General features: G+C 69.4%; 13 protein-coding genes and 2 pseudogenes. 3 read left to right on the top strand and 12 right to left on the bottom strand.

Annotated features, from left to right (window positions below):
* The 6 genes and pseudogenes from ACODT5_RS21985 to ACODT5_RS21960 form a co-directional block, all read right to left on the bottom strand.
* Positions 1-906 (bottom strand): NADH-quinone oxidoreductase subunit H, encoded by a 906-nt coding sequence (locus tag ACODT5_RS21985; protein WP_422521019.1) that lies wholly within the window; start codon positions 904-906, stop codon positions 1-3.
* Positions 899-2,248: a hypothetical protein gene (locus ACODT5_RS21980; protein ID WP_422521018.1), complete on the bottom strand. Its 1,350-nt coding sequence runs from the start codon at positions 2,246-2,248 to the stop codon at positions 899-901. The genes ACODT5_RS21985 and ACODT5_RS21980 overlap by 8 nt, the downstream gene beginning before the upstream one ends.
* Positions 2,239-2,595 carry an NADH-quinone oxidoreductase subunit A gene (locus tag ACODT5_RS21975; RefSeq protein ID WP_422521017.1) on the bottom strand — a complete coding sequence of 119 codons (357 nt, stop codon included), beginning with the start codon at positions 2,593-2,595 and terminating at the stop codon, positions 2,239-2,241. The genes ACODT5_RS21980 and ACODT5_RS21975 overlap by 10 nt, the downstream gene beginning before the upstream one ends.
* Positions 2,596-2,864: 269 nt before the next feature.
* The gene (locus ACODT5_RS21970) at positions 2,865-3,320 is read right to left on the bottom strand and encodes a hypothetical protein (RefSeq protein ID WP_422521016.1); all 456 of its coding nucleotides are present in this window, start codon (positions 3,318-3,320) and stop codon (positions 2,865-2,867) included.
* 159 nt (positions 3,321-3,479) lie between these two features.
* A pseudogene (locus ACODT5_RS21965) lies at positions 3,480-3,833 on the bottom strand (hypothetical protein); the annotation flags it as partial.
* Between the two features lie 60 nt (positions 3,834-3,893).
* Positions 3,894-4,145: pseudogene (locus ACODT5_RS21960) on the bottom strand (serine hydrolase); the annotation flags it as partial.
* Between the two features lie 253 nt (positions 4,146-4,398).
* Here ACODT5_RS21960 and ACODT5_RS21955 point away from each other — a divergent pair.
* On the top strand, positions 4,399-5,250 hold the full coding sequence (locus ACODT5_RS21955) for an MBL fold metallo-hydrolase (RefSeq protein WP_422521015.1): 852 nt from the start codon (positions 4,399-4,401) through the stop codon (positions 5,248-5,250).
* A gap of 248 nt (positions 5,251-5,498) precedes the next feature.
* On the opposite strand, the gene ACODT5_RS21950 is transcribed toward ACODT5_RS21955, so the two are convergent.
* The 3 genes from ACODT5_RS21950 to ACODT5_RS21940 form a co-directional block, all read right to left on the bottom strand.
* Positions 5,499-6,359, bottom strand: a complete 861-nt coding sequence (locus ACODT5_RS21950; RefSeq protein ID WP_422521014.1) for a F510_1955 family glycosylhydrolase — start codon at positions 6,357-6,359, stop codon at positions 5,499-5,501.
* Between the two features lie 145 nt (positions 6,360-6,504).
* A complete protein-coding gene (locus ACODT5_RS21945) occupies positions 6,505-7,413 on the bottom strand; it encodes a M56 family metallopeptidase (protein ID WP_422521013.1) in 909 nt (302 codons plus the stop codon).
* Positions 7,410-7,781, bottom strand: a complete 372-nt coding sequence (locus ACODT5_RS21940) for a BlaI/MecI/CopY family transcriptional regulator (RefSeq protein ID WP_422521012.1) — start codon at positions 7,779-7,781, stop codon at positions 7,410-7,412. The genes ACODT5_RS21945 and ACODT5_RS21940 overlap by 4 nt, the downstream gene beginning before the upstream one ends.
* Positions 7,782-7,913: 132 nt before the next feature.
* Here ACODT5_RS21940 and ACODT5_RS21935 point away from each other — a divergent pair, with 132 nt between their 5' ends.
* Together ACODT5_RS21935 and ACODT5_RS21930 are read left to right on the top strand one after the other, a co-directional pair.
* The gene (locus ACODT5_RS21935; protein WP_422521011.1) at positions 7,914-8,321 is read left to right on the top strand and encodes a DUF6153 family protein; all 408 of its coding nucleotides are present in this window, start codon (positions 7,914-7,916) and stop codon (positions 8,319-8,321) included.
* Between the two features lie 87 nt (positions 8,322-8,408).
* Entirely contained in the window at positions 8,409-9,038 is a 630-nt protein-coding gene (locus tag ACODT5_RS21930; RefSeq protein ID WP_422521010.1) for a DUF305 domain-containing protein, read from the top strand.
* 63 nt (positions 9,039-9,101) lie between these two features.
* Here the strand turns inward: ACODT5_RS21930 and ACODT5_RS21925 are convergent, their stop codons facing one another.
* The 3 genes from ACODT5_RS21925 to ACODT5_RS21915 all read right to left on the bottom strand — a co-directional run bounded on the left by ACODT5_RS21925 (position 9,102) and on the right by ACODT5_RS21915 (position 12,845).
* On the bottom strand, positions 9,102-10,328 hold the full coding sequence (locus ACODT5_RS21925) for a DUF1015 family protein (RefSeq protein ID WP_422521009.1): 1,227 nt from the start codon (positions 10,326-10,328) through the stop codon (positions 9,102-9,104).
* Between the two features lie 85 nt (positions 10,329-10,413).
* Positions 10,414-11,718 carry an MFS transporter gene (locus ACODT5_RS21920; RefSeq protein WP_422521008.1) on the bottom strand — a complete coding sequence of 435 codons (1,305 nt, stop codon included), beginning with the start codon at positions 11,716-11,718 and terminating at the stop codon, positions 10,414-10,416.
* The gene (locus ACODT5_RS21915; RefSeq protein ID WP_422521007.1) at positions 11,715-12,845 is read right to left on the bottom strand and encodes a PLP-dependent cysteine synthase family protein; all 1,131 of its coding nucleotides are present in this window, start codon (positions 12,843-12,845) and stop codon (positions 11,715-11,717) included. The genes ACODT5_RS21920 and ACODT5_RS21915 overlap by 4 nt, the downstream gene beginning before the upstream one ends.
* Positions 12,846-13,897: the final 1,052 nt, after the last annotated feature.

The following is a 13,897-nucleotide window of genomic DNA, read 5'->3' as shown; positions in this document are numbered from 1 at the left end:
TCACCGGTTCAGCACCACCACGGCGACGACCAACGCCTGTACCACCGCCAGCGGTGTCAGCACGACCCACGCAAGCTCCACGTACCGCTCCATCCGTACGGTCGGAATCCTCCGGCGGGCCCAGACGAGGAAGACCAGCACGGCGGCCGTCTTGAGCAACGTCCAGGCCCAGCCGGGCAGCAAGGGCCCGTGTCCGCCGCCCAGGAACAGCGGCACACTGAAGGCAGCCGCCACCACGAACAACAGCCAGCGACCGCCGAGGAACACGATCCGGTCCACGCCCGACAGCTCCGCGGCCGCTCCTCCTGCGGCGTCCCGTCCGACAGGCTGGTCGAACGGTCCCCAGAAGGCCATGGCCAGAGCGCTCAGCAGGTAGATCCCGAAGGCCGCCGGCATCCACACGGCGAACCACACGCCGGACTGGGCATCGACGACCTCACCCACCCGCAGAGACCCCGCTCCCAGTGCGGCCGTGGTGATCGCGAGCATGTGCGGCAGCTCGTACGCCAGCCCCTGGGCCAGAAAGCGGTAGCCCCCGATCAGCGAGAGCGTCGAGTTCGGTCCCCAGCCGGTCAGCCATACCGCGGCCCATGCCAGTGCCTCCATCGCGTTGAACCAGACGATCCCCTCCGGAAGATCGCTCACCGAGCGGAAGCCGAGGGGGAGGACGGCCGCTGCCAGGACTGCCGCGACCGGCAGGAGGATGGTCCCTGCCCGGATCAGAGGGAGATCGGCGACACGAGTACGACGCGGCTGCTGTACCAGCAGCCGCAGCAGCTCGCGGCCCGGTCCCGCCGGCCGCGTTCCCGCCGCGAGCGCGGCGTCGAACGAAGCCACCGCCCACGTCGCAGCTGCCAGGGCCGGCGGCAACACAAAGGCGGCCCACAACGGCGTGGCGTCAGGCATGAGGAGGCCCCTGCGGCCTGTTGCCCGCCCAGATGAGTTCGTCGAGGTCAGGGTCGAGGCTCGCGACGATCAGGCGGGCGCAGGCGAACTCGGTGCCTTCCAGTAGATCCGGCAGGGCGTCGAGCAATGCCTGGGACGGGGGTTGCGCGCCGTCGACTCGACCGCGAGGTCCGGTCAGGGCGGCTGTGCTCAGCCTTTCCGGCGCGTCGAGATCGACCGCGCTGCGTTCGATCTCGTCAAGCCAGACGAGAACTCTGCTGTGTACGTCTCCGCCGGCGACCAGAGCCGGTCCCGTCACACCCATGCGGTGCGCCTGCTCAGCGGACAGCACACCGAGCCCTGCGGTCAGCCAGCGCAGCGTCCACGAACGCCGGATGCGCCGGATCAAGGGACTCACCAGCGACCGGAGTTCGCGGCGCGGACCACCTGCCAGCGCAAGGTCTCTTCGATACCGGGCACCGACCGCCGCGTCACCCCACCCGGCCACGGCGAGGAACCGGCCAAGGCTGTCCAGATGTGCCGCGCAGAGCCGCCGTGCCGCCTCGCCGTGGGCGACATGCTCGCCAGCCCATGACCGCAGCCACGGTTCGTTCCAGAAGGGCGGAAGCGAGGAGGCTGGGGCAGCAGCTCGCTCGACGGCGGCTCGTTGTACGACGTCACCTTGGAGTTCCAGCCGCAGTACCAGCCCGATCGGCCAGTCGGGCAGTGCCGGCCCGAACGGCACATGCAGCCTGTCGAGCCGGAGGCCGTCGCGGTCATCTGCCCGGGCTGCCATGGGCAGCCCGGCGACGACTCCCATGTCATGGCCGCCGTGCATACCGTGCCCGTCGTGCTCCCCGTGCTCGCCATGCTGAGCGGCGCCTGCCGAGCCGCTGGTGCCTTGCCCGCCGTCGTGCGCGTCATGGCCCTCGTGCGCGGACGGGCCGGAATCCGGTTCCGCGTCCTGGCCTTCGTGGTGCTCGTGGTGTTCGCCGTCGTGGTTGCTCCCTCGCGCCTCCTCGGCCTTACCGGCGCTGTGTGCGGGTGGCCCGACGGCTTCGGTCACGGCAGCGTGTCCCTCGTCGAGGCCCGCAGCCACTTGGGCCGCCTCTGTGACGGTCACCCGCGCCCTCGGGGCAGGAACGCCGAGCCACAGGCGCTCGGCCCAGTCGTCCGGCTCCAGTCCGGGTTCGCCCACGACGACCAACAGGTTCGCGGCAGCCGGGGTCGCAACACACGGCCATCCACGGCGCGCCAGTTCCGCCTCGACGGCCAGCCGCTCCCGAGTCGCCCCGGGCCGCACGGCCAGCAAGACACCCGGTCGTGCTGTGGCCGCACGCAGGAGTCTGGCCTTCAACTCCACCTGAACGCTCCCTCGCGCCAGGCGTAACCCACTCCTGCGAGCAGCACGCCGAGGAAGAGGAACATCTCGACGACCGCGCTGGCTCCGACCTGGGCGACGACCTTCGCCCACGGATACATGAAGAGCATTTCCATGTCGAAGGCAAGAAAGACCATGGTGACGGGGTACCAGCGCACGTGAAACCGCGACAGGGGATGCTCTCGCGGCTCGAATCCTCCACTGAAGGGGCCCGTAAGGAGAGGCTCACGGACTGTCCGGACCGCGGCTGCGACGGCGTGGAGCAGAACAACGGCCGCGACGACCAGGACGAGCAGGATGAATACCGGTCGCCAGTCGGAGGTGTGCACGCGGTCCCTTCCTGGCGGCCGGTCTGAACGCGACCACCGGGACGCAGCATTGCAGTCGACTCGGCCGCACGGAGTGCGCGACACCATCGGGGCCGGGATATTCAGATAGAAGGGCGAGTGACCGCCGGGGATGATGGTCAGCTCGCTGAATTCCTTTATCGCGCGACTGCTTCTTTGGGAAGGCATCGGTACTCCCGCGGGACTCCGGCACGCCTTTCACTCCTGGGCGGCTAGCTCATCCCCGGGACTCCGCCCCCGGCTCGCGCGGTTCACGAAGGGACGGGGCAGCTGCCGGCCGTGCGCCGGCGGCGGACCAGTGCGAGGAGCAGGAGGCCGACCGAGGCCAGGGCCAGTACCGGCTGGAGTGGCGCCCAGAACGACAGAGCACCGCTCACGCCGATGGCCAGCACGACCAGCTTGTTGCAGATGGGGCAGCCGACCGCGAACGCCGACAGTAGCCCCGCGCCCAGGGCGCGAGCCGTCGCGGCCCGCTCCCGTGTTCGGGCCTGGGTCGTGGATCCCTCGCCTACGCGTACGTACGTGGCGACGAGCAGGCCCTCGAGGATGGAGCTCACCAGCCACACCGGGTAGTTCCACCACAACACCGGGGTCATCCGGGTGTAGAACGGCGAAGGGATCACACCGGTGGGAACCCCGATGACGAGCGCGGCAAGAACGGTGACCGCAGCCGCGACGGCCCATCTCTCGGCGGACCGGCTGCGCATGGTTACTCCTCTGAGCAGGACCCGTCGGCCGGGTGAGCTTGCGGGGGAGCCTGCTCATCGCTTCCGGCCGACGGTGAATGAATAGTAATTTACGAAGTTGATTAGTAGCAATGGTGGCGATTGCAATGGCGGCCGAGGGGGCCGGCAGAGCGGTGATTGTCAGCGCAGAGCGCGCTCACGAGTGCGGCCGGAGCGGGCGACTCCGTTCCGAGGGCTGCTGATGGCGGGCCGCATCCCAAGCAGCGGCCTCTTCGGGCAGGGCGTCCTTCTTTGACTTGGGCGGCGGGACCTGGACCTGGTCGGGGTACTGCTTGCCAGACCCCGGTAGCCTGAATCGACCTTGGCCTTGACCTTCGGATACCGCTCGAACAGGTCGCAGATTCCCGCGGTCACCACGGCCGTCTGGTCGTGCATCCGGCCGGGCCGGAACGCCCCTGTCCACAGTGTGCGGCCCCGCTCGTCGGTGACCACAGTGGCCTTCTTGGTGTTCTGCCACATCTTGCCCGGCACGAAAGCGCGCCGGCCGGGCCTGTTCGCCTTCGGGTGGCGCACCCGGACCTCGGTACCGTCCAGCCGCAGTTCTTCGTCTCCGGTGGTGTTGGTCCGCAGCCACTGCGTGAGCTGTTGGCGTTCGTCCTTGCCCAGGGCGTCTCCGAGAACGAATGCCCGCAGGTCTCCTTCCCTCGCGCGGGGTGTGGTGGTGTCACCTGTCTCTGCGAGAGCTGCGGCCAGGCCCTTCGGCCCGCCCAGTGCGTCGAACAGGAGGTTGGCCGCGGTGTTGTCGCTGTAGCGGACGGCTGCGTCACACAGGTCACGCAGGGTCAACCATGGCCGGCCCCCTGGAGTCCGACACACTTCGTCGGGTGGACCGGCCCCATCCGATCGGGTGACCGCGGCAAGCCCACGGCCTGGCGGTGCAGGGCCCTGCTTCGGCGGGGCCCCTCTTTCCTGCGGGTCTGGCGCGAACCATCATCGCGGCGTGGAGCCCGATCACCGCCTCCAGCAGCGGGCATGGCTCCGCTCCCGGTGCGAGAGTGGTTCGGGGGCCCTGTGTCGATCCATGAGGGAAGTGCCCAAAGTGACCGAACCCGTTGCCCTGTCCTACGAGGTCCTCGTCGCGGACGGAGTACCCAGGAAGATCGATCTGCGGCTGCCGAACGGGGACGAGATCGTCTCCTCGCCCATCTCGTCCACCCTGATCTATGGCGAGCGGGATGCCGTCCTGGTGGACCCACCGCTGACCCTCAGCCAGATCGCGCAGGTCGGGCAGGGTGTGGCGCGCTCCGGCAAGCGGCTCGCGTTCGTGTACATCACTCACGGCCACCCCGACCATTGGTTCGGCACCGCAACGCTCGTGGAGCGGTTCGGCGACACCGACACCGTCGTGTACGCCACCGAGGGCACCATCCGGCAGATGCACGAGCAGCTGAAGGGCAAGGAGGAGGGGTTCGCGAAGACCTTTCCCCAGGTCCCGGAGAACACCCCGGTCCTCGCCGTCCCCGTACCGGCCGAAGGTTTCCGGCTGGAGGGCCAGGTCCTGCGCGCGGTCGAGACCGGCCACACCGACACCGACGACTCCACCGTCCTGCACGTGCCCTCGATCGGCCTCGTCGTCGCCGGAGACGTCGTCTACAACGGCGTGCACCAGATGATGCTCGAAGGCGGCAACGGCGGCCTCCAGGCGTGGCTCGACGGTATCGACCGGATCGCCGAACTCAACCCCAGTCACGTGGTCGCCGGCCATAAGAACAAAGACCTGCCCGACGACCCCAAGATCCTCGACGAAACCCGCCAGTACCTGCGGGACGCGATCCGCCTTCTCGCCGACAAACCATCCCCGCTGGAGTTTTTCGACGCGATGCTGAAGCTCCACGGTGACCGGCTCAACCCCGGCCCGCTTTGGTACAGCGGGCTGGGCCTGCTCGCCTGAGCGCACACCGCCCGCCTCACGGGCATGTACCCGACACCGTTGTCAGCTCGGCCGGGCATGATCGCCTGTCCGGCCAATCACGCCCGCCCTGCGACTTCATCTGAGGGAACGGCTGAGAACCGGTCAGTGTCAAATAGTGTGACAGCAACACCGGTTCCCTGGGCCGTTCCTACTCGGACCCCGGAGGTGTCCGCGTCCGGGCCGGTCCAGCCGGTGGTGTCGGCGCCCCGATCGTGGGGCGGCTTCGGTCAGGAAGCGAGAGGTGCGAGCAGGACGAAGGTCTTGCCGCCGTCGCGCGACTCGTGGATCCCGGACTGGGTCGCTACGAGCACACGTTGGGCGTCCACCGCGGTGAGTGCCTGCGGTGCCCCGCCGGGCACGGCCGAGATCAGGCTCCACGTCGCGCCGCCGTCCTCGCTGCGGCTCAGCTTTCCGGACGGGTCGACACCGAAGAGGGCCTTCTCCGCTGGCCAGGACACGTGCGCCTGAACGGCGCCCGTTGCCTTGCCGAACGTGCGGCCCCCATCGCTGCTGGCGACAACTCCTTCGGCGGTCGTCGCGAGCAGCCGCTCGCCCTCGCCTGGGCCGGCTGCCAGGTCCAGCGCTTTGAGGGTTGCCCGGTCTTCCCACGTCTTCAGGTCGCGGGTGACCCGGATCCGGCCGCCCTTGTAGCCGTAGACGGTGCCGCCGGCGGCGTCGAGGGAGTGGAAGTCCGCCTCGCCGGACAGGGACGGCGACGTCCAGGTGAGTCCCGCGTCCTTGCTCTCGATCAGACCGAGATTGGCCGGCCGGCCGCTGCCCGGGGCGCCGTGTCCGCTGGCGATGAACGTGCCCTTGCCGGTCACGGTGAAGCCCATGAAGTCGTCCTTGCGGTCACCTGCGAGTTGCGGCTCCGCGCCCTTGCCGACGCTGTACAGCCCGTCGTGTGTCGCGACGTACACGCGGCCGTCCGCCGGGTCGACGCCCAGTCCGTGGACATGCGCGAGACTCGCGGGCTTGGTGGCACCCGCCGGTCCGTCCCCGCCGGTCCCGCAGGCCGCCAGCGTGACGGCCGTGAGCGTGGCGGCTGCCGCGGTGGCGAACGGGCGGAGTCGGAGACGTACGGTCACGACGGTCCTCACGGTGATCGCAGGAATAGCGGTGCGCGTAGGCGTACCGTGCTGGGCCTGGACCCAAACAAATGAAAACTTAGTAGCTTCGTAGATGGGGTCGCAAGCCCGGACCGGCCCGGCGTGTGTCACACCGGTCCGTCGGTCAGAGACTTGGAGTGCAGGCGACCAGCAGCGGCAGCAGAGGCACGGCGAGGGCCACGGCCGCCGTCGAACCCCACAGTGCCGGATGCGCCCCGCCGCGCCGGGCGAGAATGCGCTGCATGCGGATCAGGGCCGCGTGACCACCGGCGCCGAACGCACCCTTGGGCGCCCGGCCTGCGGCCATTTCGTACATCGCGGTGGCGAGCACGTCATGGTCAAAGCTTCGCAGCGCCCTGTCGTCGGCGACCATCTCCAGCAGGATCGCCGTCTGTTCCCTCATATGGCGGGCCAGCGGCACGCGCCGAAAGACCGTGGCGAAAGCCTCTGCGGCGGCGAGCACCAGGTGGTGGCGTCCCGCGACGTGTGCGCGCTCGTGCTCCAGTACGGCGTCGAGCTGCTCCTCGGAGAGCAGCCGCACGGCCGCCTCGCTCACGACGATCCGGGATCGCCGCCCGGGCAGGCAGTACGCGGCAGGCGTGTCGTGGGCCAGCACGGTGGCTCGCAGGTGAGGCGAGTGCACCCCGACCTTGTCAAGGATGCCGCGGTGCCGGGCCCGCGCACGGCCGGCCCGCGTCGTGTGGAAGACGAAACTCGCGACCAGGGCCAGGATCACCGCGCTCGGCAAGGCCACGGCCAAGCGGTCCGCGGTGTCCGGGTCGGGAGAGGCCGCGCCGGAGCCCAGGCCGCAGGCGTGCAGAAGGCCGGTGAGACCCGCGTGGATGTGCTCGGTAGGTGTGGCGAGGTGGTACGCCGCAAGGGCGACAGCGAGGGTGAACGAAACGGCGAGCGCGTGCCAGGCGGCCACCGCGACGGCGGGCGCCCGATGTGTCCAGCCGCCGCGCAGCATGAGTTGCGGGGCGGCGAATCCGACAGCCGCCGCGTAGCCGAGCAGCGCGGGCGCGGCGTTCATGCCTTTGTCCGGCGACCTACGGTACGGAGAGCCTGGCGCAGGGCCGCGACCTCGTCCTCGGACATGTTCTCGACGAACTGGACCAGCGCGGCCGGCCGGTCCTCGCTGGTCCCCAGCGCGTCCTCCATCAGCGCCGCGGAGTACGCCTCGCGGCTCTGGGCCGGCTTGTACAGCCAGGCACGGCCCTCCCCTTTGCCCCGCGTGAGGTAGCCCTTGTGGAACAGGATGTTGGTGACGGTCATCACGGTCGTGTACGCGATGTCTCGCTGTTCGTTGAGGTCGTCGACGACTTCGCGCACCGTGGAGGGGCGATTCCACCTCCAGAAGCGGGCCATGATCTCCGCCTCGAGCTCCCCCAGCCGACGCATGGGCCGAATCCTTTCGCCACTGTTGTACGCAACTACATAGTAGACCGCACAGATGAGCGGAGGATGGCCTGCATATTCATTCGGACCAGACCCGCGAGGCAGGAATCGCCGGCCTGTGCCTACGATTGCGCGATGCCACGCAACGAGAAGCCCGCTCAGCCGCAACCGGTGTTGCGGCTCGGCGGGCTGCTCGTATTCGCCCTGCTCCTCGGGCTGATCGGCATGCACGGTCTCGGTTCCGTGCCGATGGCGGAACACCGGGGCGAGCCGCCCCGTGGTGCCGAGGCCCGGTACGTGGCCCTCGTGGACGGGCCGGAGGACTGCGGCCATGACTGCCACGGGCCGGGCGGCCACGCGGACCATGCGGATCCGACGTGCGCTTCCAGCGGCGTGGCGGGCTCTCCGGCGCTCCCCGCCCTCGTACCCACAGGCATCGGCGTCGCAGAGCCTGTTGCTGGTCCGATCACGGCCGCCGGAAGCGGCCCCGACGGTGGCCGCGCGCCTCCCTCGCTCTCCGAACTGCAACTCCTGCGCATATAGGCAGGCCCCCGCGCCTCCGGGTACCCGCTCTGGGTGCGGCGTCGCGATTCGCCATGACCTGCCACAGCAAGATCCAGGAGTTTTCACATGAACGCGCACCGCAAGCTGATCCGTCGTACCTCCCTCGTCGCCGCCACAGGAGTGGCCGCGCTGGTACTGGCCGCCTGTGGAGGGGGCAGCAGCCACGACATGGGTTCGATGGAGTCGGGCTCCTCGCCGTCCGCCACGGCATCTGCGTCCGTCAAGGCCGGCGACCACAACGCAGCGGACGTCACCTTCGCCAAGGACATGATCCAGCACCACCGCCAGGCGGTGGACATGGCGGAGCTGGCCGCTACCCGGGCCTCGTCCAGCGAGATCAAGGACCTCGCCACGAAGATCAAGGGCGCCCAGGACCCGGAGATCAAGACCATGTCGGGCTGGCTCACCTCGTGGGGTGAGCAAGTCCCCCAGGCCATGGGCGGCCACGACATGCCGTCCGGCATGCCCGGAATGATGAGCATGGACGACATGACCAAGCTGGAGACGGCGAAGGGCGCCGAGTTCGACAAGATGTTCGCCGAGATGATGATCAAGCATCATGAGGGCGCCATCGAGATGGCCAAGACCGAGAAGGCGGAGGGCACGTACGACTCCGCGAAGAAGCTGGCTGACGCTGTGATCACGGCGCAGACGGCAGAGATCGAGCAGATGAACAAGATGCTCGGCAAGAGCTGAGTCGTTGGGGCGGGGCGGCCGACGGATCCTCCGTCGGCCGCCCCGCGGCTTGGATGCCAGCGGCTACAGGGTGTCGAAGACTCGCATTGCCAGCCCGGCCGCAGGCTTGGGGCCGAACGAGGTTGATTTGCGGGGGAGTAGGACCCCTCTCGCTGCGAGTTCTCGCACGGTGTCCTCACTCACGGAGGGCAATAGCACCGCGGTACCGCCCTCGCGGGCGGCGACGGCGGCCAGAGCCTGGTCGGCGTCGTGCACATGCCGGACCGCGCCGGGAAGATCCGGAACCGACCAGGCGCGAGCGAGGAGCAGATGGTCCGCCACGGCTGCGGGCTGGTCCCGCCATTCACGCGGCTTCCCCTCCAGGGCCTCACGCAGTGCTGCCGGTCCGGGGGCGGTGATGCTCCAGGCCCGGCCGGATCCCGTGATCACGAGCTCGTCCGGGCCGGGCAGTCGGGGTCCCGAGGGCAGCACACGCACCCGCGCCACGTCCGCTGCCGCTGCCGCGGCCTTCTCCGCTTCCAGCCCGGGTATGACCCGGTGGATGGCCGCCAGCCGCAGCGGCGTCGCCGCGGAATCGACCAGGAGGGCCAGACTGCGGCCCCAGGGGTTGTTGCCGCCCTGCTCCCGCATCAGCAGCAGGCAGGCCGCGTGGCGGTGGTGCCCGTCGGCGATGAGCGCCTGGCCGCCTGTCAGCCCCGTAGTGAGTGCCGACTGCTCGGCGGGATCGGTGCAGCTCCATATGGTGTGGGTGATCGCTCCCAGCAGTGCGAACGCGGTGGGAGGCCGGCGGGTGACCTCCTCGATGAGTCGGGTCGCCGCGGGATCAGTTGAGCGATGTGTCAAGAGCAGCGGCTCCAGTTGGGCCCGTAGCCCCGCCATGTGAGCCGCGCGCTGTGCGACCACGTGTGCACGGACGTCCTCGTGCGGGAGGACCGTCCTGTCGTTCTGGTCGGGCAAGGTCAGTTCGCCTATCAGCCCCTGCTGCAGGACCTGCTGCCCGAGCCGCTGCTGATAGACGTACAGAGCGGGATGGGAATCGCGACGCAGAATGCCTCGATTCAGCCATCGCTGCCATTGGTTCACGGCGGCATCCAGGTCACGGGCGTAGAGCAGCCGGGCGATGTGGTGCGGTCGTACACGATGCGACAGCGCGTGGGCGGGCGGGAGATCGTCGTATGGAGGGCTGAGCACGGTGGACAGGTCGCCGGCGCGCTCCGGGTCGTATCGGACGGCCCGAAACGGCCTGAGCTGCAAAGCCGTTGGGGCCTTCCGGCATGGGTTGGATATCACGGTTCACTCCTGATGCGAAGGCATGGCAGAGCGGAGGGACGGGCGGTGGCAGCCGCCCGCCCCTCTCTGGTGCCGGATAGTTCGGTCAGACGGTCACGGCTTCGGGCCGCGCCTGCGCCGCGGGTGGCGCGAGGCGACCGGTGCGGTGCAGCCCGTACAGGGCTGCGGCGCACAGCAGGCCGAGGGCGAAGAGCGCCAGCCACGGCAAGGCGGACATTCCCGCACTGCGGGCCGCGTCTAGCGCCGCGCCCGTAAGGAGATTGCCGAGTGTGATGCCGATGCCGCAGATGGTGTTGTACAGCCCGTAGTGGGTGGCCACCAGGCGGTCGTTGGCGAGCCGCACGATGGTATCCATCTCGAATGGGTAGGCGATCATCGTGCCGAGGGCCAGCAGCAGGGCGGACAGCGCCGGTGGCACCGAGGCCAGCAGCCGCAGCCCTATGCCGCCGTCCGGTACCGGCACGGTCGTGACTGCCAGAAGGGGGACGAAGGCCAGGCCCATCGTCAGGAGTCCCCAGGTGAGCGCGCGGCCGGGTTCCATGCGGGCCTTGCACCACGCGGTGATCTTCGTCTGGAAGAGGATCGTGCTCAGTCCGGAGACGGCGAACAGCACCGCCACCGCGGCTGTGCCGAACTGTCCTTCGCCGCCCAGGCGGCGCACTTCCAGCGGGAGTGCGAGATAGACCTGGAAGGACATGACGTACGAGCCGATCATGGCCACGGAGAAGAGCACGAAGGGCCGGTTGGCCAGCATGCCGCGCCACTGTGAGAGCACGCTCTCGGCCGGGCCGTCCTGGTCCGCCCTCGTTTCATTGCCCCGCCTGGCGGGCAGAGCGCGGATCTGGACGACGCTCAGCACGGCGAAGATCCCGGCCGCCGTCAGGCAGGTGACGCGGAAGCCGACTCCGGTGAGCACCATGCCGACCAGCGGGCCGAGGAGGATACCGGCCTGGTAGAAGACGTTGAACAGGGCGAACGCCTCCACCCGCCGCTCGCCCGCATCCGTAGCAAGGTAGGCGCGGGTGGCCGGGTTGAACAGTGCTCCGGCCAGGCCGGTGGCGGCTGACGCGGCCAACAGGGCGGGTACCGAGTCGACAAGTCCGAGGGTGGCGAAGCCGATGACGCGCAGCACCATCCCCGCGATGATCATCGGCTTGTAGCCGATGCGGTCGGCGAGGGTGCCGCCGATCAGGAACATGCCCTGCTGGCTGAAGTTGCGCACGCCGAGGATCAGCCCGACCAGCCAGCCGGCCAGCCCGAGGGGGCCGGCCAGGTGGGTGGCGAGGTAGGGCATCAGCATGTAGAAGCCGAGGTTGATGGTGAACTGGTTCACCATCAACAGCTGGACGCTGCGCTCGTAGGTGCGGACCTGTGCGATGGTGCCCTTCACGCGGTCTTTTCCTCCGAGTCGCCGTCCGTCTCATCGGCTTCCGGAGCCTGGCCGTCCAGCGTCAGCGGGTCGACCACAGTGGTGCACCGCGTCCAGCGGGTCACCTCCTTCTCGTCCAGGCGGCCGATCACCTCGGGCTCGGGCGCCGGCGGTGAGCTGAGGAGGCCGTGGGCCGCGCAGTAGTCGTCGTCGTAGACCGTGCCGAGGTAGCGCTGCGGGCCGTCGGGGAAGATCGCCGCGATCCGGGTGTCCTTCGGCATGGCTCGGGCCGCCCAGCCCGCCACCAGGGCCACGGCGCCGACGCTCCACCCGCCGGTGGCGTAGTGGGAGGAGGCCAGTTGGCGGCAGGTCCACACCGCCTCGGCCGGGGCCACCCAGTGCACTTCGTCGAAGTTCTCGTACGCGACGTTGCGGGGGTAGATGCTCGATCCGAGGCCGCGCATCAGCCGGGGCCGGGCGGGCTGGCCGAAGATGGTGGAGCCGACCGTGTCCACGCCCACCAGGGTCAGGTCCGGATAGAGCTGGCGCAGCACGCGCGAGACGCCCGCGGAGTGCCCGCCGGTGCCGACGCTGCACACCAGTACGTCGATGTGCCCCAGCTCGGTGGCCAGTTCGAGGGCGAGCGGGGTGTAGGCGGTGGTGTTGTCGGGGTTGTTGTACTGGTCGGGGCACCAGGAGTCCGGGTGCTGTGCCATGAGCTGCTGCACGCGGTCGCGGCGGGCCTGCTGCCAGCCGCCGGTCGGGTGCGGTTCGGAGACGACGTTGACCTGGGCTCCGTAGGCGGTCAGCAGCCGGGTCATGGACATCTCGAGCCCCGGGTCGGTGACCAGTGTGACCGGGTGTCCGTAGACCATGCCGGCGAGCGCCAGGCCGAGGCCCAGGGTGCCGCTGGTGGATTCGATGATGCGGGCCCCCGGCTTCAGGTCGCCGCGGGCGCGGGCCCGCTCGACCATGTGCAGACCCGGGCGGTCCTTGATGCCACCGGGGTTGAAGCCCTCCAGCTTCGCCCAGAAGCCACGCCCCGCGGGGGCGAGCGGGTCCGAGATACGAAGCAGCGGGGTGTTGCCGACCAGCCCGGAGAGGGCTGCGCGGGCGGGGGGAGTCACGTCGGTCGTCGAGGAATGCATTGGTTCGCTCTCGTTCGATGATGCGCGTCAGGTACTCGCTCATGTCGCATGCCGTTTCGGCACAGGGCTGAGCGCCCCGGCTGTGGAGATGGGCATGCGGCAGCCGGTGCGTACGGCTGCGTAGCGAGTTGTCTAGATGCGCCACCGACAGATGCTGGTCAGCGTGGAGCGGCCGCTCTCGGCTATGTGCGGTCTGGAAGCACCGGGCAGGGTGTCCGGTGGCTCAAGCGTTTCGGGTTGACCGGCCAAGGAGACGTGCACTATTCCTGGCGCCGCCGCGGGCTGGGATGCGTTCTGTGCCTGCGGCATGAGAACGGGAGTGGCGCATGAGCTGCCGTGGTCGTGCCGAGGGTGATGGTGCTCGTCTGTCCCTGTCGGGGCGTTGTGCTCAATGACCCCTGCGGTCGCCACCATCGGCGAGGCGTGCCCGTGGCCGTCACCGGCGAGATAGGAGGAGCAGTGGACAGCCGCGAGCAACAGGGCGCTCAGCATGCCTGCGAGTAAATGGCTGGGCCGCGGGGACGCCCAGTGGGCGAGGCGGACGAGGGGGTGGCGTGGCACAGTTCCTCCGTGCGGCTGTCGCTTCCCCAAGGGAACGGGGAGCGGCAAGAAGTCGGCGGGCGTCATCGGCAGTCCGCCCTGTGGGGTTCGCGTACGCGATCACAGGGCCTTAGGCCGCCAGGGAAACTGGACGATCCCGAACATAGCGCCATAGGGCGGCGCATACGCTTAGCCGGGTCGCCAGTCGGAAGCGCGCCGCTTCTAAACCTGTAGCACGCTCGAGGTTCTCGGGTGTTGCAGGGAGGGGCTGGAATCGCCTGCCGCGCGACGTGCTTCGAGGTGCGGACAGCCCTCCGCGGGGGTGTGCCGTACCTCGACCAGCGGGGCAGGGCTTGACGCAGCCAGGGGAACCGTTTGTCGCGGCGCGCCCGGAGCGCACTCGTGCGCGGAGTGGGTCGGATCCTGCTGTCCGGGGAGTAGCGCCTGCGCGGTGCTGATGCCGTGGACTGAGGCGGAAGCGGTCGCGTCGGTGGTTGCGTGGCCTGCGATGC

Origin of the sequence: Streptomyces tatrensis (assembly GCF_049310065.1) — a bacterium.
In the GTDB taxonomy this organism is placed as follows: Bacteria; Actinomycetota; Actinomycetes; order Streptomycetales; family Streptomycetaceae; genus Streptomyces.
The sequence above is the reverse complement of the archived record's forward strand: the minus strand, read 5'-3'. Positions and strand labels throughout refer to the sequence as shown.

Bases quoted from the DNA above. Each gene is read 5' to 3' on its own strand.
- ACODT5_RS21985 (WP_422521019.1), bottom strand. From the start codon at position 906: ATGCCTGACGCCACGCCGTTGTGGGCCGCCTTTGTGTTGCCGCCGGCC.
- ACODT5_RS21970 (WP_422521016.1), bottom strand. From the start codon at position 3,320: ATGCGCAGCCGGTCCGCCGAGAGATGGGCCGTCGCGGCTGCGGTCACC.
- ACODT5_RS21945 (WP_422521013.1), bottom strand. From the start codon at position 7,413: ATGAACGCCGCGCCCGCGCTGCTCGGCTACGCGGCGGCTGTCGGATTC.
- ACODT5_RS21940 (WP_422521012.1), bottom strand. From the start codon at position 7,781: ATGCGTCGGCTGGGGGAGCTCGAGGCGGAGATCATGGCCCGCTTCTGG.
- ACODT5_RS21935 (WP_422521011.1), top strand. From the start codon at position 7,914: ATGCCACGCAACGAGAAGCCCGCTCAGCCGCAACCGGTGTTGCGGCTC.
- ACODT5_RS21930 (WP_422521010.1), top strand. From the start codon at position 8,409: ATGAACGCGCACCGCAAGCTGATCCGTCGTACCTCCCTCGTCGCCGCC.
- ACODT5_RS21915 (WP_422521007.1), bottom strand. From the start codon at position 12,845: ATGCATTCCTCGACGACCGACGTGACTCCCCCCGCCCGCGCAGCCCTC.